The organism is Singulisphaera acidiphila DSM 18658 (assembly GCF_000242455.2).
Classification (GTDB): domain Bacteria; phylum Planctomycetota; class Planctomycetia; order Isosphaerales; family Isosphaeraceae; genus Singulisphaera; species Singulisphaera acidiphila.
This window is the reverse complement of the sequence record NC_019892.1, coordinates 8117321-8137221: the sequence shown is the minus strand read 5'-3', so window position 1 is coordinate 8137221 and position 19901 is coordinate 8117321. Positions and strand designations below refer to the sequence as shown.

General features: G+C 59.2%; 15 protein-coding genes. 10 read left to right on the top strand and 5 right to left on the bottom strand.

The genetic code is table 11. The annotated features are described in order from the left end of the window. The first annotated feature begins 224 nt into the window (after positions 1-224). From SINAC_RS31725 to SINAC_RS31690, 6 genes are all read left to right on the top strand, one after another. On the top strand, positions 225-614 hold the full coding sequence (locus SINAC_RS31725; RefSeq protein WP_237722640.1) for a hypothetical protein: 390 nt from the start codon (positions 225-227) through the stop codon (positions 612-614). A gap of 196 nt (positions 615-810) precedes the next feature. Then, positions 811-1521, top strand: coding sequence for a 3-keto-disaccharide hydrolase (locus tag SINAC_RS31720; RefSeq protein ID WP_015249637.1), 711 nt, complete (start codon positions 811-813; stop codon positions 1519-1521). 660 nt (positions 1522-2181) lie between these two features. Next, a complete protein-coding gene (locus tag SINAC_RS31710) occupies positions 2182-3300 on the top strand; it encodes a DUF1559 domain-containing protein (RefSeq protein WP_015249636.1) in 1119 nt (372 codons plus the stop codon). Between the two features lie 119 nt (positions 3301-3419). Beyond that, a complete protein-coding gene (locus SINAC_RS31705; RefSeq protein ID WP_015249635.1) occupies positions 3420-4115 on the top strand; it encodes a hypothetical protein in 696 nt (231 codons plus the stop codon). Between the two features lie 65 nt (positions 4116-4180). Continuing rightward, positions 4181-5140 (top strand): hypothetical protein, encoded by a 960-nt coding sequence (locus SINAC_RS31700; protein WP_015249634.1) that lies wholly within the window; start codon positions 4181-4183, stop codon positions 5138-5140. Positions 5141-7080: 1940 nt separating this feature from the next. Next, the gene (locus SINAC_RS31690; protein ID WP_015249633.1) at positions 7081-8169 is read left to right on the top strand and encodes a DUF1559 domain-containing protein; all 1089 of its coding nucleotides are present in this window, start codon (positions 7081-7083) and stop codon (positions 8167-8169) included. A gap of 349 nt (positions 8170-8518) precedes the next feature. On the opposite strand, the gene rlmN is transcribed toward SINAC_RS31690, so the two are convergent. After that, the gene (gene rlmN / locus SINAC_RS31685; protein ID WP_015249632.1) at positions 8519-9637 is read right to left on the bottom strand and encodes a 23S rRNA (adenine(2503)-C(2))-methyltransferase RlmN; all 1119 of its coding nucleotides are present in this window, start codon (positions 9635-9637) and stop codon (positions 8519-8521) included. A 288-nt stretch (positions 9638-9925) separates the two neighbouring features. Between rlmN and SINAC_RS31680 the strand changes: the two genes are divergently transcribed. The 3 genes from SINAC_RS31680 (at position 9926) to SINAC_RS31670 (ending at position 13550) form a co-directional block, all read left to right on the top strand. Then, positions 9926-11506, top strand: a complete 1581-nt coding sequence (locus tag SINAC_RS31680; protein WP_015249631.1) for a trypsin-like peptidase domain-containing protein — start codon at positions 9926-9928, stop codon at positions 11504-11506. A 410-nt stretch (positions 11507-11916) separates the two neighbouring features. Continuing rightward, positions 11917-13152 carry an aminotransferase class I/II-fold pyridoxal phosphate-dependent enzyme gene (locus SINAC_RS31675; protein ID WP_015249630.1) on the top strand — a complete coding sequence of 412 codons (1236 nt, stop codon included), beginning with the start codon at positions 11917-11919 and terminating at the stop codon, positions 13150-13152. A 188-nt stretch (positions 13153-13340) separates the two neighbouring features. Beyond that, entirely contained in the window at positions 13341-13550 is a 210-nt protein-coding gene (locus tag SINAC_RS31670; RefSeq protein ID WP_015249629.1) for a hypothetical protein, read from the top strand. Between the two features lie 12 nt (positions 13551-13562). On the opposite strand, the gene SINAC_RS31665 is transcribed toward SINAC_RS31670, so the two are convergent. From SINAC_RS31665 to SINAC_RS31650, 4 genes are all read right to left on the bottom strand, one after another. Further along, on the bottom strand, positions 13563-14636 hold the full coding sequence (locus tag SINAC_RS31665) for a PIN/TRAM domain-containing protein (RefSeq protein ID WP_015249628.1): 1074 nt from the start codon (positions 14634-14636) through the stop codon (positions 13563-13565). An 82-nt stretch (positions 14637-14718) separates the two neighbouring features. Beyond that, a complete protein-coding gene (locus tag SINAC_RS31660; RefSeq protein WP_015249627.1) occupies positions 14719-15225 on the bottom strand; it encodes an HIT family protein in 507 nt (168 codons plus the stop codon). A 338-nt stretch (positions 15226-15563) separates the two neighbouring features. Continuing rightward, entirely contained in the window at positions 15564-16343 is a 780-nt protein-coding gene (locus tag SINAC_RS31655; RefSeq protein ID WP_015249626.1) for a S26 family signal peptidase, read from the bottom strand. A gap of 262 nt (positions 16344-16605) precedes the next feature. Further along, a complete protein-coding gene (locus SINAC_RS31650; protein WP_015249625.1) occupies positions 16606-17280 on the bottom strand; it encodes an RraA family protein in 675 nt (224 codons plus the stop codon). Positions 17281-17769: 489 nt separating this feature from the next. Between SINAC_RS31650 and fusA the strand changes: the two genes are divergently transcribed. Next, positions 17770-19851 (top strand): elongation factor G, encoded by a 2082-nt coding sequence (gene fusA, locus SINAC_RS31645; RefSeq protein WP_015249624.1) that lies wholly within the window; start codon positions 17770-17772, stop codon positions 19849-19851. Positions 19852-19901: the final 50 nt, after the last annotated feature.

Below are 19901 nucleotides of genomic sequence, written 5' to 3'. Positions count from 1 at the left end.
CTGCGCCCAGCCGCCGATCGCTCCTAACTTCCAACCACGGAACATAATGAAACGATCCCCCTCTGTCAAAGGCATTTACCGGGGGAACGCGGGCGGGGTGTTCCGGTTGGTCAACCGTTGTGGTAAATGGGGGGGACTTGCCTTGCGCCCTAAGATAAATTATTCCAGGCCGAGCGGATGTCCGCCGGTTGTGATCGATCGGTCTTGTGAGGATCGCATTTTCCGTGCCCGCATCATCTGTTCGCAACTTGTCTCGCCAGTGGGTGGATCGTCTGGCCATGTACCGTCGCCACCGGAACGACGAACATCTCGAAGCTTTGGTCGAAGAAGCGCTCCGCTTCACTGGTTTCCACTTGGAAAATGATCTCTCCGGCTCTGAATATTGGTCGAAGGCGCCGCTGGCGCGTCGGGTTGCTGTCCTCCTGTTCTTGGTCGATCGCGGTGTGGCCGTTCGAGCCGTGTCCCAGGGTCGACGGGTGTTCGAACTGATCGAGACTGCGGAAGCCTGGGTCGCCAACCAGGAAGAGTTGACTCCCTACCGGGTTGCGACTCTCGAATTGATCGCCGCACTTCGCCGTGAGCAATCGCGCCGCTCGCGCCCCTCTTTCTCCTGATCCCCTTTCCATTACGCTTGTCGTTCCCGCGATCTCCTCGGAATCTGCCGAGCATTGTCCGTCGCGTTGGGCTGCCGCTTGAGTCGGCTCGACGCGCGGGTTAGGATGCCGAGCAATCCGGGGAGCGATCGATCTCCGCGCCCCGATGCGTGGCCGATCCTCTCGTGCCGCGACCAACGGTGGGGATTGCATGACGATGCGCAGAGCACAAAGTCTGGCCCTGGCGGTTCCAATTCTTCTCACCCTCGCGGTTGCCTCGGCTGTTGCCATCGGTGCCCCGGATTCGGCGAGCCAAGCGAAATCGATTGCGCTGTTTAACGGGAAGGACCTGACGGGCTGGCACACCTTCATCAGGCATCCCAAAGCAAAAGAAGCGGTCGATCCCCGGACTGATCCCAAGGGGGTCTTCAAGGTCGAGGATGGCGTCATCCACGTCTCGGGCGAGGAATTCGGCTGCCTGACGACTGACGACGAATACGAGAATTACCGCCTCACGGTCGAGTTCAAGTGGGGGGCCAAGAAGTGGCCGCCCCGCGAGAACGTGGTGCGCGACTCGGGAATTCTGGTCCACTGTGTCGGCCCTGATAAGGTGTGGAACAAATCCATCGAGTGCCAGATCCAGGAGCACGACTGCGGCGACTTCTGGATGGTGGACGGCACTACGCTCGTCATCGACGGCAAGACCGAGACCCGGTTCAAGAAAAAGAAGAAGGACGGCGAGCGACCGACCGGGGAATGGAACACCGTCGAGGTGATCTGCGACGGCGACAAGGTCATCAACATCGTCAATGGCGTGGTCGTCAACGAAGGGACCGAAGCCAGCGTCACCAAGGGAAAGATTCTGCTCCAGTCCGAAGGGGCGGAAGTCTATTACCGCAACATCAAGCTCACGCCGCTCACGAAGTAGCACAGAGGTCTTGGTAAGGGCCTCTCCCACCTGAAGCCGCCTCCACCTCGGAGATGTCCCCGTGGGACTGTGGGCGGGCGTCCGTCCCGCCTGCATCCTGATTTCGTACTGGAAGCGAGCGTCCAGGCGTGTGGAAACCGCCTTCGGATTTTTGTATTCGGAAATATGGGTTATTTAGAAATGAGTTTTAGCTAAAAAATCGCTCGATCCACCAGAAATCGAATCTGTTTTCATGCGTGAGCATGCTGTCAGTATGGCGGTGTGATGGCCGATGCCCATTATCCCCTCCTTTCGCGTCGTTATATGGGGTCCGTTTGCAACGGCAAGGTCGAGTTGTAGCGGGAACCGGCGGTCTTGATCGTGGCGCCGCGAGCCTTCATGGGTTGGCTTGAGCGGTCGTAGGCCGTCACACGCCCCTTCCCAAGTGGCCAGGGCAGCGGGATCGCTGCGGAATTCGAGCGATCTGGTGATAAGCTCGGATTCCGTCGGAACATAGGCCTGTTCTTTGGGCTGCCTCGTCGAGCAGAGGGTGAGCTGTTTTTTTTTTGATTTTGGTTGACCGAAATAATTTTATTGGCGCAATAAAAATAAAAAGGTAGTCTGCGAAAACAATGATTTTGCCACGTCGTCGATGGTGGCGTCTTAACAAAAGGATTCGGTATGAACATCCGAGCCAAGCTCGGTGGTGAGGACAGGCCGGGGGCGAGCGCGTGCAGGTGTCAAGCCAGCCCGAAGTCCAGGGGGGCATCATTGCGACCGGGGGGAGGCGTCCGACTCCGTGCCCGGCAGGTGCGGCTGAGTGGCTTCACGTTGATCGAGTTGCTGGTAGTGATCGCCATCATTGCCGTCTTGATCGCCCTGCTCCTGCCGGCCGTTCAGGCGGCGCGTGAGGCGGCCCGCCGCATGCACTGCACGAACAATCTCAAGCAACTTGGGTTGGCGATGCACAACTATGAGAGCACCCTGGGGTCCTTGCCGGGGATGGGGTCGGGGCGGCGCTGGTACTCGATCCAGGCTCGGCTCCTGCCGTTTGTCGAGCAGGCGAACCTGCAACGTGTGTTCGCATCGGACGAGGACCTGTTCCTGTTCACGGGAACTTCGACCATCAACCTCGCTCAGCAGACGGCCGCGGCCACAGTGGTTGGGCTGTTCCTCTGTCCCAGCGACGGCCGTTCTCCGGTCTTCACAGGCTACAATGCGGCGACGTTCGCCGGGACGAACTACATGGCGTGTATTGGGTCGGGCAACCCCGCGCAGTTCTACTACGATCCCCGCTATCCGACCGATGGCGTGTTCTGGAGCGACTCCGGCGTTCGGATGGCCGAGTTGCAAGATGGAACATCAAACACGATGCTCATGTCTGAGTCATTACTCGGCCATGGATCAAACGTGACCGGGCCCCAGCCCGCAGATCCCGAGCGGCAAGCGGCGGGGCTCTCGAGTGTCGCCAAAGTCCTGACGGGTGTCCCTGGGAGCATCCCCACCTTGTCGGACGCCCTTTGCGCGGCCGCGACCTCATGGAACGGAGATCGCGGAATCTCCTGGATTTGGGGACAGACCCCGAAGGGATGTTTCGACGCCCAGCGGATGCCAAACGCGCCGATCCCCGACTGCACAACCAACGGTCTTGGATTCTTCAAGGCGGCCAGTCGACATCCCGGAGGCGTGAATGTCCTGTTCGGAGACGGGCGCGTGCAGTTCGTCCGCGACGGCCTCCAGCCGCAAATCTGGCGTGGACTCGCGACGCGCGCTGGGAACGAAGTCGTTGGCGAATACTGATGTCTTGCCTCGGCGTTTGCAAGAGTATGCGTGCCCCGTTGACCCCACGGGCCGTTGTCCACTGTATGCGGACGAAAACAGATAAAATCACAAACGATTGATCGAAAGGCTTGATTGACATGAAACGCGGATTGTTCTTGATCGTTCTCTTCGGGATTGCTCGGCCGGCTCCAGCACACTTTGTGTTCGTTCTGCCGGGGTCTGCCACGGGTGAAGTTCAGGTGGTTTTCAACGACAAGTTAGATGTCGATGCCCGTATCTCGGGCGAGCGTCTCGCGTTGACCCAACTGACGACCGTAACCGTGCAGGGGGGGCGGTCACCCCTCAAATGGAGCCAGGAAGAACACTGCCTGAAAGCGACCCTCCCCGAGCCGCGCCCGGTTCTGGTGGGGGGCGCCACGACTTACGGCTATGCTCGGTCGTCACACACGGGCGATAAGCCGGTCCTCGTCAAGTATTACTCCAAGGCGATCCTTGGCCCGCTTGACGCGGCCGTTGGGTTGCGGCTCGGTGACGAGGCTCGTTATGAGATTGTCCCGGAGAGTGTCGAGGGCCGTTTCCGGTTGCGTGTACTGCATGGGAGTGAACCGGTGGCTGGGGCTCGCTTCTCGTCGCTGATGGCGGCTGGCAATCCTCCGCGCCGGGGAGTCACGGACGAGGTCGGATTGATCCAAGAATCCTTCGAGAAACCCGGCCGGTATGGCGTTTGGGTCAAGATCATTGAACCGACGCCCGGCGAGTGGGAAGGAAAGCCTTACGACGAAGTCCATCACTTTGCAACCTTGGTCGTGGATGTCTCGGAGAAGCATCCTTAATTTTGACGATCGACCTTGTCCCGCCCCATCTCATGACTCTCAAGGCCGGTGGAGAATCTTCGACAATGAACAAGTCCGACACCGCGCCCCGATCGCTCGGGACGCGAAGAAGTGTCGCGAGTCGGTCTCGCTTGCGCACGATGATGTACTGGATGCGGCGGTGGCATCTTTACTCCGGGCTCTTCCTGTTTCCCTGGGTGATGCTTTACGGGGTGTCGGCATTGCTGCTCAATCACCCGGAGGCGTTCCCGGACCAACTCCGCAGTCGACTCGATGCGGGGGACGTTGCCGGGACCGGCCTCGACCGTTTGCCCTCGGCGGCCGAGGTTGCCGCTCACCTGGTCTCCTCGCTCAACGATGCGCCGTCCCGTGACGAGCAGGCGAAGCACGTTTACCGCCTGGTTGCGCCCGAGTCGGCCGCCTACTCACGCGACTTCATCGCAGCCCGTTCCCGAGGCGAGGGCGAGGAACATTCGGTCGTCTTGGACCTTGCGACCGGCACGGGAACCGTCAGCACTCGAACCCTGTCCAAGGATGGTCGGCCGCCGTTTCCGGCCGTCGCTCCGAAATCGGCCAGTTCTCTTGCGGAACGCGTCAAGAAGGGTCTGCCGCTCGCGTTGGGTCAAAAGGGACTCTCATCGGGCGAATCTCGGATCACATTCGGGCCGGAGCTGACATTCCTCGTCGCGGTTGACGGGAAGACCTGGCGAGCCATCTACAACGTGCAGACCGGTTCGCTGACCGGACATCCCCCCGCGTTGGGCGGCGGTCTTGGCACGCGGGAATTCTTGACGCGGCTCCACCTCGCGCATGGCTACCAGTCCCACGACTGGGTTCGCATCGTCTGGGCGTTATTTGTCGACCTCATGTTCGCAACCATGGTGTTCTGGGGTATCTCCGGCCTGTTGATGTGGTGGCAGATGAAATCGACGCGGAGTATCGGTGGTGTCATCCTGAGCCTTGGAGTTACGGTCGCCTTCCTGCTGTCGCTGGGAATGCATCAGGTCCTCTCGACGACGCGATGAACCCACCAAGGAATCACTGGTGCTCTTGCGCCTCCCAAGGCCGGCTTTCTCCCGATCGGCATCGCCCGTCCTTGTCGTGCTCGGTAGGGATGGGGATGTCGGAGAATTGCCGCCAATCGATTACGCCGCCATCACTGGTAGCGTTTATGTGGTCGTCCCCAGAGTTCGCTGTCCGGCCGATGGGGCGGCTCGTCGATCCGGGTGCGATGATCGTGGGGAGGGCGGGGGACTCGGTCGAGGAGGTCCACTAGTGAACGAGTCCCCACAATCGAAGCCGATCGATCCTTGTGAGGATGACGTTCCAGGAGCGTCATAGGGGAAGTACCTGAACCAACTCATATTGTTGCCCAATGTCCGTTCGCCGGTGCGGCTCTCGTCCTTCCAAAAGTCCATCTCCTTCACCGATCGCATCGGCTCGCTGCCCCAGTGTCCGCGAATTACTTCACCGAAACGCTTGCCTCTGAGATCACGGCTGCTCAGATAGTCGTGCATTTCGTCCGACTCTGTCCCATCAACGCGTGGCCTGCACAGCATAGCCGATCGCCTTTGTCTACGGCCCATCCTTTCTCAGTACAAGATTCCGCGGTTTGTTTGTAAAAAAAATAAAAACTCACTACCATTAATATGATAGCGGATTGCTGTCTTTAATAAATTTATTTATAATTAATTATGAAAACGTGATTGTGTTGATGAGAAATTAGAGATTTTCGAAAAAATTGGGTTCTGTTTTGTCGTTTTGTGTGCTTGTTGGCCTTCTTGATTGGTGGGCAGATGTGAGGGATTGGTCAATAAGCCCGGGTGTTTTGAAAAGCTCATTGAGTGTCCCGGGGTAATGTTCTCGGTCTATACAGCATAACATACTATAGGGGAAAGGTTTGTGTTTCTAAGTGATGGTTTTGTCCGGGGGGTATTAAAGATCGGTTGGCATCGATTTGTCGTCAAATCGATGGGGCCACGATCTAGAATCGCGCAAGGAGTTTCTGTCTTTTTAAGACAGCGTAAGCTGTTGGCCTAATTGGTATTAGGGATGGGAATGCTGGAACGCAGAGTGGTGCCAATGCTGGTGTGTGTCCCTGCTTCGGTTCGCTCCCACGGGGAACGAGCACCTGATAAATGTGAAAATTTGCGGTCTGGGGTATTGAAATCGAATCGAATGAAATGGAAGATTAATAAAACGAAAAAGAACGCAATATGTCGTTCTTAGGCTGTTTGTCTCTCGAAGATTGGCTGGGGCAGTTTTAGATGGCGGGCCATGTTGGGTGGCATGTTGATTGCGACGGTGGTTTTAGTAGTTTGGATAAATGCGAATTGAAAAATAAAATATTTTGATTTTTGAATTTATTGTATTTTATTGATTTCGGATGTTTTTATGTTTTGAATTGTTCGGGTCGCTGTGGTTGGCAATTGGTCGCTGGAGGGTCGGCGGAAGAGTCGCTGTAATGTGTTGTCTGGTTGGATATTACGTCGGTATTTGTTGGGGGGTGGGGTGTGGATTTTTGGTGTAGTTGCTTTGGTGCTGTGTAGGGAATTGTGTGCTTGGAGGAAAGTGGGTGTTCGTGGGGGGGTATGCTTCTGATATTTCGTCGGGGCAGAGAATTCGCTCGTTCTTTCGTTTTTGCAAGGAGAGTCCCTTTGGTTCGTGCGAAACGATTTCGTCTCGTTGGAGCCTCATTCCTGGGGCTAGGCTTGGTATCGGTCGCCTTGTTTGTCGGCTGCTCGTCGGGTGGTGAGGCGCCCGTACAAACGGAGGCTCAGAAGCAAGCTGAGCAGAAGGAGGTCCAGGATCAGACCGCAGCGAACGATGCGGCCTCGAAGACTGGGTCAACCGGGCGACGACGCGGTGGCGTCATGCCCCCTTGATTGGCCTTCCAGCATCGGTCGTATTCATAGCACTTCCTTGACCCATTATCGTTTTATGTTAGAGAAAGGATCCGGATATTATGGCACGAGCCCAGTCTTCCCGGTTGGGTTTCACGCTGATCGAATTGCTTGTCGTCATTGCAATCATTGCGGTTCTGATCGCCCTTCTGCTTCCCGCGGTTCAGGCCGCCCGAGAAGCGGCTCGCCGGTCCCAGTGCATCAATAATCTGAAACAGATGGGATTGGCCGCAAACACTTATCAATCGGCTAATCAGAGCTACCCGTTGCGGAATGCCACGAATACCCTCGGCAATAGTTCAGGGGCGATCGCACCGAGTTCGTGGGGCAACTTCAGCGGACAGGCCATGATGCTCCCTTACCTGGAGCAGTCGGCGATTTTCAATGCCTGTAATTTCAATTTGAACCCGAATCCGAGCTTCCTCCCCGGCGGTCCGATGAACACTAGCGCCCTCAACGCCAAGATTTCGGCGTTCCTCTGCCCGTCAGATGGCCAGACGATCACCACCGGCTCGGGAATCCGACAAAACAACTATCACGGGTCCATGGGGACGACGACTGACCCATGGTTTACCGGTGGCGCCACCGGCATTTTCGCACACACGATCTCGTACGATGTCTCTGCCGTAATGGACGGTACGTCAAATACGATCATGTGGTCGGAAGCGTTGGTAGGCAACAACAGCCCTCGCGTCAACAAGCGGACGTCGATTGGCGGAACCGGTACGTCGAATACCAACAACATGCTCAATCCGGTTGTTGCTTCTGGCACGACTCAGGTGCTCGACTCGAACGTACAGAGCGGGCTCACGGCTTGCAACGGGGTGTGGGCCAGCGCAGCGACCACCACGACTGGTACGGCCTCCAACCGTGGCCAATTCTGGGGAATTGGCTCACCCGGTTACACGTTCTTCAACACCGTCGTCACGCCGAATTCGACGCAGTATCCATGGAGCTCGTGCCGAACCGACACGAACTCAGGATCCGACTATGCCAGCTTCATCAACGCCAACAGTTACCACTCTGGTGGAGTGAACGTGGGGTTCTGCGACGGAAGCGTCAAGTTCATCAAAGACTCGATCAGCCCCCCCGTCTACTGGGCACTTGGTACCAAGGCCGGTGGTGAAGTCGTCTCTTCCGATAGCTACTGAGTGTTTGCGAAACCTGAGGGTATTGTGACACATTCCTGGCTGACAACGTAACGCAAAATCTCCGTCTCAAGCATTCCTTTTGCTGAGAACGCAGAGGTTGCGTTATGCTTCAGAGTCTGTCGCGTTTTGAGATATGCTTGGCTGTGCGCTCGTCCTTGCGCCAGAGGGATGCGACTCTTGCCAGGTAAGCAATTCGGCGAATCCTGGCTTGAGTGATCAGGCCAACGATGTGAGTCCCTGCTCAACTTGAGCAGGGACTTGCCGCGCGTCCAGGCCGGCTGCTTTGAGTTCTTTGATCGTTGTGGGCTAATGGTGCTGAATTGTTGATAAGATTGGCCGGCGCAGTTCGTTAAATCGATGGATGCGATCCTGCAGCAGCGCCAGGATCTCCAATTTCCACTTGTCCCTGAAGAATCTTCGTGTTTCGTGATTCGTTGAGGGCGCCCGCCAGGGTGCCGCACGCGGCCTGGATGTCGGCTCCCCCCGAGTAGCGGCGGGCGACGGGTTGACCGACGTATTGGGTCAGGCTGTCGCGAAAGGTGGTCATCTCGGCGGCCGTGGGGGGGAGGAAGCGGCCCGTCGGGTCGGTGACGTCGATCAAATCAAGGCGCACGGGCGTGTCGCCGATCAATGATCCGAGTGCCTTGGCGTCGTCCGGGCCGACGTTCTCGCCCGAGATGCAGACGTAGGAGAGCATGACCCGGTCACGTCGCGACTGGGCGTGGCGGCGGGCCGCCGCCATGAGCGTGGCCACGGGCGTTCGCGCCGCGATGGGAACGAGCCGGGCACGCTTCTCATCGGTGGCAGCCCCCAGGCTGATCGAGAGCCGGAACTTGTGCCCCTCCGCCGTGAACCGGTCGATCTCGGGGACGAGGCCGACGGTGCTGATCGTGATCGCCTTGGCGGAAACCTGGCCGCCGTGAGGGCAGCGAAGCAACTCGGCTGCGGTGATGACCCGATCGTAATTGAGGAAGGGCTCGCCCATCCCCATGAACACGACCCCGGTCACACGCCGCCCCTGGGAACGGGCGCGATCGCGGGCCTGAACCCATTGGTCGAGAATCTCCCAGCTCGCCAGATTGCGTCGCTTCTCCATCTTCGCCGTGGCACAGAAGACGCAGGCCATGGCGCAGCCGACCTGCGAGGAGAGGCAGAGGCTGACGGCCCCCGGGCGATGGAGTGGGATCAGGACGGTTTCCACCGCCAAGCCGTCGTGGGTCAGAAAGCGGATCTTCTCGAAGCCGTCGTGCTCCGAGGTGACGACCCGGTCCTGAGTCAGGCGGGGCAATGTTCCGATGGCGTCGCTGAGGCGGCGTGGGACCTGGAACGAGCGTCCCCAGACGGCCGGGTCGTGGATCCCCTGGCCGAGGACGGCCGAGAGCAGGCGACGTGAGGCCAATTCGTTGGCGCCGAGCCGCTGGGCCTGGTCGCGAAGCGCTTCCGGTCGTAGTTCGCGTGGGTCGAGCACGTGGTCCTTCAAAAAAATCGAAAAAATGTGGTCGACGTCCTTTTGATACCTTTTAGACTAGCGAACTCGGTGACCTTTCGCCAAGCCAAGGAAGGCCAGGCAACGGTCTGGCTGCTGCAAGCCGAAGGGTGTTGAAAAAAATGCAGGCCGGTCGATTTCTGAAGCCAACCTTCTGGCTCGTTGGTTCGTAACAAAGGAAACCGCGAGCTGAAACCTTCGGGAACAGCTCGGATTTCGTTTGTTTTTTCTGAATCCAAAGTGAATCGACTTGAGGGAGATGAATCCAGCATGAAACGCAATGTGATTGCGTGGGCGGCTCTTGCCGTTTCTACCGCGGCTTTGGTGAGTTCGCAAAATCTGACTCGCCAAGTTCCCGCCGCACCCAAAATGCCTGCTGAGAGTCAGAAGACGGCTCGGGCGCTCTCAGATGCGTTCGCTTCGGTTGCTGAGTATACCAAGCCGTCGGTCGTGCAAATTAGCGTTCAGCGCAAGGTGGCCAATTCGCCTCGCGCCTTCGGCAATGGACGTGCGCTGCCTCCCGGTAGCACTCCCAAGGATCTGGAGGACTTCCTCAAGGAAATGAGGAAGCGGTTCAATCCTGAAGGAGGACTCGAACCCCAGCAATTCGGTGGAATCGCTCAGGGGACCGGTTCTGGATTTGTTTATGACGATCAGGGTCACATCTTGACCAATAACCACGTCGTCGCCGATGCCGGCAAGATCGTCGTCAAGTTCCATGATGGCGTCGAGGCCCCCGCTCACGTCGTCGGCACCGACCCCAAGTCGGACGTCGCTGTGATCAAGGTGGAGAACACGAGCTACCCGGCGCTAGCCAAGGGAGATAGCTCCAAGGTTCGCGTCGGCGAGATCGTGATGGCGGTCGGCTCGCCGTTCGGCCTGAGCCAGACTGTGACCACGGGCATTGTCTCGGCCACCGAGCGAAACGACCTCGGCATCAATGACGCCAATGACGCTTATGAGTCATTCCTCCAGACTGATGCCTCGATCAATCCGGGGAACTCCGGTGGTCCGCTTGTCGACATGGACGGACGAGTCATCGGCATCAACTCGGCGATCATGAGCGGAGGCCGAGGCGGATTCGGCGGCGGTGGCGGCGGCAACGACGGCGTTGGCTTCGCCATCCCGATCGACCTGGCCTCGAACGTGGCCGATAAGCTCATCAAGGACGGGAAAGTCAGCCGCGCCCGAATCGGGGTGGCGATCGGCAACTTGTCGCCCGCTGAGGCCAAGATCCTGGGCATTGACTCCAAGACGAAGGGGGCATTGGTTCAGCAGGTGGTCCCCGGTAGCCCCGCCGAAAAGGCCGGCCTGAAGCAAGGCGATGTGATTGTCGACTTCGATGACAAGCCGGTCCTGAGCGTTCCCAGCTTCCGTCTGAACGTGGCGGCCAGCGAGATTGGCAAGCCTTACAACCTGAAGTATTTCCGTGACGGCAAAGAGCATTTGGCCAAGGTGACTCTCGGGTCGGCCGACGTGGTTCTCTTTGATGTGGAGAAGGAATCCGCGGCCCCCGAGAAGCCGGCGGCCGAAGAGGCTCCGAAGACCGCGATCAAAGATTTCGGTCTCGAGGTTCAGCCTTTGACGGAGGAATTGGCCAAGGGGCTCGGCCTGAAAGAAGCCGTGGGATTGCTCATCACTTCCGTCAAGGAAGACTCCCCGGCCTCGGCCAAGGGACTGGAACCGGGGATGGTCATTACGCAGGTCATCCGTGACAAGAAGATCCAGCCGGTGAAGAGCGTCAAAGATTTCCAGGAGCTTTCCGAGCAGTCGGACGACCTGATGGTCTACATCAAGTCGAGCAAGATTCCTGGAGCGTTCGTCACCTTGAGCAAGCTCAAGAAAGACTGATCCTTGGGCGAGTCGCACAAGGTGAAAAATCGAAGGGGCCGGCGTGGGAGAATTCTCCCACGCCGGCCCCGCGATGTTTATCGATCATCCGGACGGGCCCGTGATCGGGCGGTGAGTCGGGGTGCATGTCATTGGGAGTCAGGCGGGGCGTCCTGGTGGCAAGACTGAGTATCGACCGAAGCCGGCACAAAATCGCGAAAAAGTGGGGCCGACTTTTCGACCAGCCCGCAATTCGGCGAGTAAATCAAGGGGGCGCCGGGGTGCGTCACGGTCATCGGTTCGGTATAGTTAGAGTCGGGAAATGTATACGTCGAGCGCGGATCGCGACTTATTTTGGTCGGATCCGCAAGGGCCGCCCCTGGACCGCGGCGCGGTCGGCCCTTTTCGGACTCGCGAGGAAGCCTGGCGCGATGAGCGATCCTACGACCAATCCTGACTCGGTCGATCCTGAAGATATCGAGTTTGCACCGCGTGTCCGCGGCCTGCCGCCCTACCTGTTCGGCAAGATCAACGAACTGAAGTATCGCAAACGCCGTGATGGCATCGACGTCATCGACCTAGGGATGGGAAATCCAACAGATCCCCCCGAGGAATGGGTCGTCGATAAGCTCTGTGAGGCCGCACGAGACTCGAGAAACCACCGCTACAGCGTCGCGTCGGGGGTCTACAACCTCCGCCGTGAGGTGGCTGTGAGGTACGAGTCGCGGTTTGGGGTCAGTCTTGACCCCGATCATGAAGTCGTGGCGACGATCGGTTCGAAGGAAGGGTTTAGCCACATGTGCCTGGCCCTTCTCGGGCCGGGCGACACGGCCCTGGTCCCCGCGCCGAGCTTTCCGATCCACGTCCATGCGATTGCCCTGGCCTCGGCGAACGTCATCGCCCTGGATGTCCGGGATTCGCAGGCCTTCTTGGCGAACGTTGCGCGGGTCTGCGAGAGCCTCTTCCCGAGGCCCAAGATCCTCGTCCTCAACTATCCGCACAACCCGACGGCCACGGTCGTCGATCGTGCGTTCTTCGAGGAGATTGTGGCCCTCGCCAAGAAGTATCACTTCTTCGTCATCAGCGACTTTGCCTACGGCGATATCAGCTTCGATGGCTGGCAGGCTCCCAGCTTCCTCTCTGTTCCAGGTGCCAAGGATGTGGGCTGTGAATTCACAACCATGTCCAAGGGCTACAATATGGCCGGTTGGCGCGTCGGTTTTGCGGCGGGCAACCGCCAGATGCTCAATGCCTTGAAGGCGATCAAGGGCTATTACGACTACGGCATTTTCCAGGCGGTCCAAATTGCGGCGATCGTGGCACTCAGGCATGGCGAGCCCGGCCGCCTGGCGCAGGTGGCCGAGTATCAGATGCGCCGCGACGTGCTGGTCGATAGCCTGAACCGGCTCGGTTGGCAGGTGGAACGCCCGAAAGCGAGCATGTTCGTCTGGGCGGCGATCCCCGAACCTTGGCGGTCGAAGATGGGATCGATCGACTTTGCGATGAAACTGCTGGAGGAAGCGGAAGTCGCGGTCAGCCCAGGACGTGGGTTCGGCGAAGCGGGCGAAGGCTACCTCCGCCTGGCCCTGATCGAAAATGAGCAACGGCTTCGGCAAGCGGTCCGGCAGATCGGCCGCTGTCTGAAGGACGAGAAGGCCGTCAGCTAGACAGGTCTCCGCCTCGGGTGCGTTCCTTGGGGACTGTGGGCAACCCACCCGCAGTCTTCTCTTCTCGGCCGGTCTCCGACCGCGACGAGAATCAAAGAAGAACAGGTCGCAGAGCAGCCGCTGTCTCGTCCGTCTTCTCTTTCAGCAAAGGCAAGACGACACGAGCGCGGCGTCCCGGGAGGTGTTTCATGATCGACTGCGCCTATTGTCAACGCCCCTTGATTTGCGATGGTTGTCAAACACCCTACTTGCCGCCTTCGCAGGAATACTACGAGGCGCTGTCCCGCCCCGAGATCCCCATCTACTGCCCCAGTTGTGAGCAGATTATGATCTGCCACTGGTGCAAGACCCCCTACGACGTTCAGGGGGATGAGATGGAGGAGGGCTCGGAGGCCTGAGCCGAGGACGAACTAGGCGTTCGTTCGGTTCTGCGGATCTTGGGACGGGGTAACGTTCAGATTTCGCGCCGGGGGGGCGTCCATTCGGCCGAAGATCATCCGCCCTGCGCTCGTCTGGAGGACGCTGGTGACAGTGAGGCGGATGGTCTCGCCTAGGTGATAGCCGCCTTGCTCCGCGACGATCATCGTGCCGTCGTCGAGGTATCCAATCCCTTGGCCGGGCTCTTCACCACGTTTGAGCAGTTTGACGGTGAGGCCCTCTCCTGGCAGGACGATTGGCTTGAGCGCGTTCGCGAGGTCATTGAGGTTGATTACCTCAACCCCTTGAAGCTTGGCGATCTTGTTCAGGTTGTAGTCGTTGGTGACGACCTTGCCACCGAGGTGTTTGGCCAGAACGACGAGCCGTTGATCGACTTCGCGGATCCCGGCAAGTTCGGGGATCTCGGAGTCGTGGATCTTGACCTCAACTCCCGTCGATTTCTGAAGCCGATTGAGGATGTCCAGGCCACGTCGGCCTCGGTTTCGTCTCAGTTTGTCGGAGCTGTCGGCGATGCCTTGCAATTCTTGAAGCACAAACCGAGGGACGATCAGGGGCTGGTCAATCACCTTCGTTTCGGCCACGTCGGCGATCCGTCCATCAATCACAACGGAGGTATCAAGGACCAGTGGGCGCGATCCTTTGACTTCCTTCGAGAATTCCACATAGGGAATAATGAACCGGAAGTCATCCTTGGTCTGGAGTAAGGTGCTGACGCAGACGTAGCAGATGCAGATCATCATGAAGCCGGAAACGCTGTTGCGGATCACAGGCATGAGGTAGAGGTCGAGCGACGGCTGCAAGGCATTCTGAATGAGGTCGCTGAGCAAAACTCCGACGATGATGCCAAAGTAGATGGCGGAAATCGTCTGGATCCGCTTCCGCGGCGTCAGAATATCGGTGACCATGATCACGATGGCCCCGACCAGCAACCCCACGAAGACCAGGTAGGGGTTGGCCAGCTGGTTCTCGCCGACGGTCCGTGCGATCCGGACGGCCATTCCCGCGACGACCAAAACGAACAAGGCGCGGATCATATATAAAAGCATGGCCAATTACCTTTCCAACATGGCCTGAATGTTCACTTAAATAAGACGAGCCACGAGCGCGATCAGAACCTTGCTGATGGGATCAACGCTCGCTGTCGGCCGCCAGTTCCGCCGCCAACCGGTCATAGAACTCCAACAAGCTTTCGACGATCACCTTGGCATGACCCAGGACCGGCATGAAATTCGTGTCGCCGTCCCACCGCGGCACCACATGCCAGTGGAGATGCCCCGGAAGCCCGGCGCCGGCCGACTTTCCCTGATTTAGGCCGATGTTGTATCCCTGCGGCCTGAGCATGCGGTCGAGGATGGAGACCATCTTGCGAACCGTTTCGATCGGCTCGGTCAGGTCGGCCCCCGATAATTCTTCCAGGGTCCCACAGTGGACCAAGGGCGCCACAAGCAGGTGGCCGTTGTTGTAGGGAAAGCGGTTCAGGACGACGACGGAATGCGCTCCCCGCCAGACCAGCAGGTTCTCGCGATCGTCGCGGCTTGAAAGGCCCCGGCACAGAAAACAGCCGGGATCCGTTTCGGCCCCGGCCGAAGCCTCGCGGATATACTGAGCGCGCCAGGGAGCCCAGAGCCGATCCATAACGCCACCACGTCCCGCCCTAGGCACCGGAGACAAAACCGACTGCCCCCACCAACCCAGACGGCGCACAATCGACCGTCACGCGGCACGGGCCCCCCAGAGTGAAATGATGATACCACTCGAGAGATCGTTTGTCGCGACCCTTGTCAATTTTTCCGGCGCGTTTGTGGACGTGTTTCGCCAAAATAGACCAGTGCTGCCGTGAATGCCGGCCGATTCGGTCGACCTCCAAACGACTTCACTGGCAACAACTTGGGTCGGTTGTTCCCCCCGCGTTCGGTCTCGGTTACGCTCGAACCCACAATGAGTGCGTGGCCGGAGGTTATCTCCGTATTCATTCAGTGAAGGGGTTGGCGGTCCCAGAGTGGGTACATGCGTGCCCAGGCCCGGCCCGCAACTTGGTCGTTGGGGACCAGGACCAACCGGTCGGAGCCCGGGCGGCGATGTGACCTGGCATCAGGCGTCATCAAAACATGTCCCGATGGAACGACGAAAGCCAGCTCATCGGGTGTCGAGCTTAACCGGAGCGCGGCGTCGGGCCGAACGCGTTGCCCATCCACGTGGAGTCGATTTCGAGACCATTCCACTTCCTGCCCGGCCCGTGCGACCACACGTCCCACATGGGTGTCGCCCCAGGGAGAGAACTGGAGCCAGACCCAATCGCCGTCGCGCGGCGCTCGGGCCCGAAACGCCCAGTAATTTACTAGGTAACCGTCCTTTCCCGAGACACCGTCCATCGCCGGCCAGGCCACCAGAGTCGCCACCAAGACGGCGGGGGCGTAGACCCCCAGCGCCAACCCTCCCGAGGCCGAAAGGAGGGGCATCCAGCGCCCGAAGCCCGGGAACGCGCTCTGCCGAAGGATATCGACGGCCGAGACCACATGCGTTCCAAACGCAAAGGCCAAGAGGGCCAAGCTCAGCCATGTGCCCCAGGAAAAAACTCCCACCCCCATCGCCATCGCGAACGAGCCGAAGATGACCGCCGCCCGTTCCCGCTGCCGCCAGGTCCATTGAACATATCCAGGAATCAGAATCTTCAGTCCGGCGCGCGACTTTCCTCGCAATTCCTGTGCCCCCGACCGAACCCCCCGTTCTCCAGTTCGACCGTCCGAGTCCATCACGCTCCGCTCCTCGAACTCGAATGACCGGGGCTCATGACGCCAAATCCTTCCGGATCCAGCGCCACGACAATCCGCCGCTTTTCTTAGTCTGACATCCGTCAGAGAGTTTCGCAAGGGCCTAAACGAGAGGTTTGTCGATCCGGGAAATTCCGCACCGCTGTCGTGGAATCAGCGATGTCGGCGTGCGATTTGGCCCATCAATGAGTAGTTCGCCTTGGTTTTCGAATAATTGTGTAGGAAGTGACGCGGCTTGGGAATTCTAGAGAATCCCGTGATCGCGAAAGACCTGGGCCAAGGGGATTCCGGCGCGGAGTGCGTCGCGCGTGGTGTTCTCGCCGGTCAGCTTGGTCCAGGAGCGTTCGAGGATTTCGGTCTCGGCGGTTTTTGGGATGATCACCACGCCGTCCGCGTCACCGAAGATGAGGTCGCCGGGATGGATGAGAATCCCGTCGATCATCACGGGAACATCATAATCGACAACGATTCCCCGCCCGCATGAATCATAGGGTCGGCGGCCTGTGCAGAAGACCGGAAAGCCCATCGCCTGGATTTGCCGAGAGTCGCGCACCAGGCCGTCGACTAGGGCGCCTCGGCCCCCCCGGGCCACGCTGGCCGTCGAGAGCAACTCGCCCCACGGGACGATTTCGCTCGAGCGGTCGACCGCCATGACGAAGACATCGCCAGGTTGGAGCGAGTCGACGGCCGCGATCTCCTTATCGTAAGGGCGGGGCGGCACATGGAACATCGGTGCCCAGACCGTGGTTTTGGCGCGGCCGACGAGAACCAATGACTCGTCGAGCGGCCGAATATCGGTTCCGAGTGCCCGGTCGCGGTATCCCGCGGCATCGCAGGCATCGCTGAGCAAACCGGAATAGAGGGATTGCGCGACCCAGTCGAGTCGCGCCTTGTCGTCGGCGAAGTCGGGAAGTGTCATGGTGAGCTTGGCCGTTTCATCGTGAAAAAGAGAATTTACAGGGAGGAGGAGCCAGCGTTGGGGCAAATTCCCCAAAATGCAAATGGAGAAAAGCGTACGATAGGTGAAGGGGAAAATCGATGACCGAGTGCGTCCCGGACCAGCAAGGCTGATGGACGTCCCTAATGAACAAGGCTTGCCGTGGTACGTATTATAGACGTACGATGGGAGGATGATTCGTGTGGGATCGGCCTTGACCGTTTCTCCGAACCTGATACGATATTCTGCCTTTGACCTTGAGTTCTCCTCGGGCTCTGCTTGTGCTTCACACCAAATCGGATTGAAATCCTCGGCCGGTCCTCTTGGTGTGCCTCTCAGTCAGAAATTCCGGCCACCCCTTCAGCTCGTCCTGGAACGGCGGGTTGAGCCATCCCCGGCCCCTTTAAGACCGGTTTCTCTCAGGCCAAAGGGCGTTCCACCCTTTGCGACGCGATCGCGACAACAACTACTATGGAAAACCTTCGCAACGTCCGGAACATCGGGATTTCGGCCCACATCGACTCTGGTAAAACGACGCTCACCGAGCGAGTCTTGTACTACGCCGGCCGGATCCACGTCATCAAGGAAGTGCGTGGCGAAGGTGCGGTCATGGATCACATGGAGTTGGAAAAGGAACGAGGGATTACGATCACCTCGGCCGCCACGACCGTGCACTGGGGCGATAAGAAAGTCAATATTATTGACACGCCCGGGCACGTCGATTTCACGGTCGAAGTCGAGCGGTCGCTCCGCGTTCTCGATGGCGCTGTGCTTGTCCTCTGTGCCGTCGCCGGGGTGCAGTCCCAGTCGATCACGGTCGACCGTCAGATGAAGCGGTACGCCGTTCCCCGGCTGGCCTTCATCAACAAGATGGACCGCACCGGTGCCAATGCGAACAATGTCATCTCGCAGCTCGAGAGCAAGCTTGGTTTGACGGTTGTGCCTCTTCAAATCCAGATTGGCTCGGAATCGAACTTCCAAGGGATTGTCGACCTGATCAACCGGCAGGCTGTCTACTTCGACGGCGAGAAGGGGGATACGGTTCGTCGTGAGCCCGTCCCTGCCGATCTCGTCGACGCCACCGAACGCGCTCGCCAAGGGATGCTCGAGGCACTCTCGCTCGTCTCCGACGAGCTCATGGAACTGCTTCTCGAAGAGCAAGAGGTTCCCCTCGAGCTGATCCACAAGACGATCCGCGAGGGAACGATCGCTCAGCAGATCTGCCCCGTGCTCATCGGGACCGCTTACAAGAACAAGGGGGTCCAGCTCCTGCTTGACGCGGTCAGTGAGTACCTGCCGAGCCCGCTCGATCGCGAGATCCACGCCAAGGACAATAACGACGGGATGGCCGAGGTGGCGCTGTCCCCCGACCCCGAGCTTCCCCTGGCGGCGATGGCGTTCAAGCTCGTCGAGGAGCCGTTCGGCCAGGTCACCTACATGCGGATTTATCAGGGGACCCTCCGGAAAGGGGAGTTCTACCTCAACGCTCGTCAGCGCAAGAAGGCCCGGATCAGCCGAATCCTTCGCGTTCATGCCGATCAGAAGGAAGACATCGACGCGGCCGGGGCCGGCGACATCGTCGCGGTCATGGGCCTGGAGTGCGCAACCGGCGACACGTACTGTGCCGAGGGGACGAACGTCTCGCTCGAAAGTATCTACGCCGCCGAACCGGTCATCGACCTGTCGATCGTCCCCACCAAGCGGGCCGACTACGACAAGTTGTCGAAGGCTTTGAATCGGTTCATGCGTGAGGATCCGACGTTCCGGGTTCACGTCGACGCCGAGACGAGCGAGACGATCATCTCGGGCATGGGCGAGTTGCACCTGGAAATCTACGTCGAGCGGATCCGCCGCGAGTACAAGGTGGAGTGCACCGTCGGAGCGCCGAAGGTCAGCTACCGCGAGTCGCCGACCCAGTCGACCCCGTTCAACTACAAGCACCGGAAGCAGACCGGTGGTTCGGGTCAGTTCGCCCACATCGTCGGTGTCTTGGAGCCGCTGGGGGCTGAATCCGCCGAGTCGTTCATCTTCGAGAACAAGGTCACCGGTGGCCGAATTCCGAGTGAGTACATCCCGTCGGTCGAGAAGGGCTTCCGCGACTCGTTGAGCAAGGGGCCGGTCGCCGGCTTCGAGGTCATCGGCGTCAAGATGATTCTCAACGACGGGTCGTATCACGACGTCGACTCGTCGGACATGGCGTTCCAGATCTGTGCTCGCGACTGCTTCCGCGAGACTTTCCGCAAGTCGGCCCCAGTGTTGCTGGAGCCGATCATGAAGGTCGAAGTGGAGACGCCGACCGAGTTCCAGGGGCCGGTCACCGGTCAGGTCTCCTCGAAGCGTGGTGTGATTCTCGGAACCGAGAGCCGGCAAGGTTTCGCGGTGATCCTCGCCGAGGTTCCCCTCTCCGAAATGTTCGGCTACTCCAACGACCTGCGGAGCATGACCCAGGGTAAGGGGAGCTTCAGCATGGAGTTCCTCAAGTACCAGAAGGTCCCCGCCAAGTTCCAGGAAGACATCGTCAAGAAGGCCGCGCTTGAGAAGGCGACCGCCTGAGCCTGAGACGCGACCTTGACGCGCTCGTAACCAAACCAAAGACGCCCGGT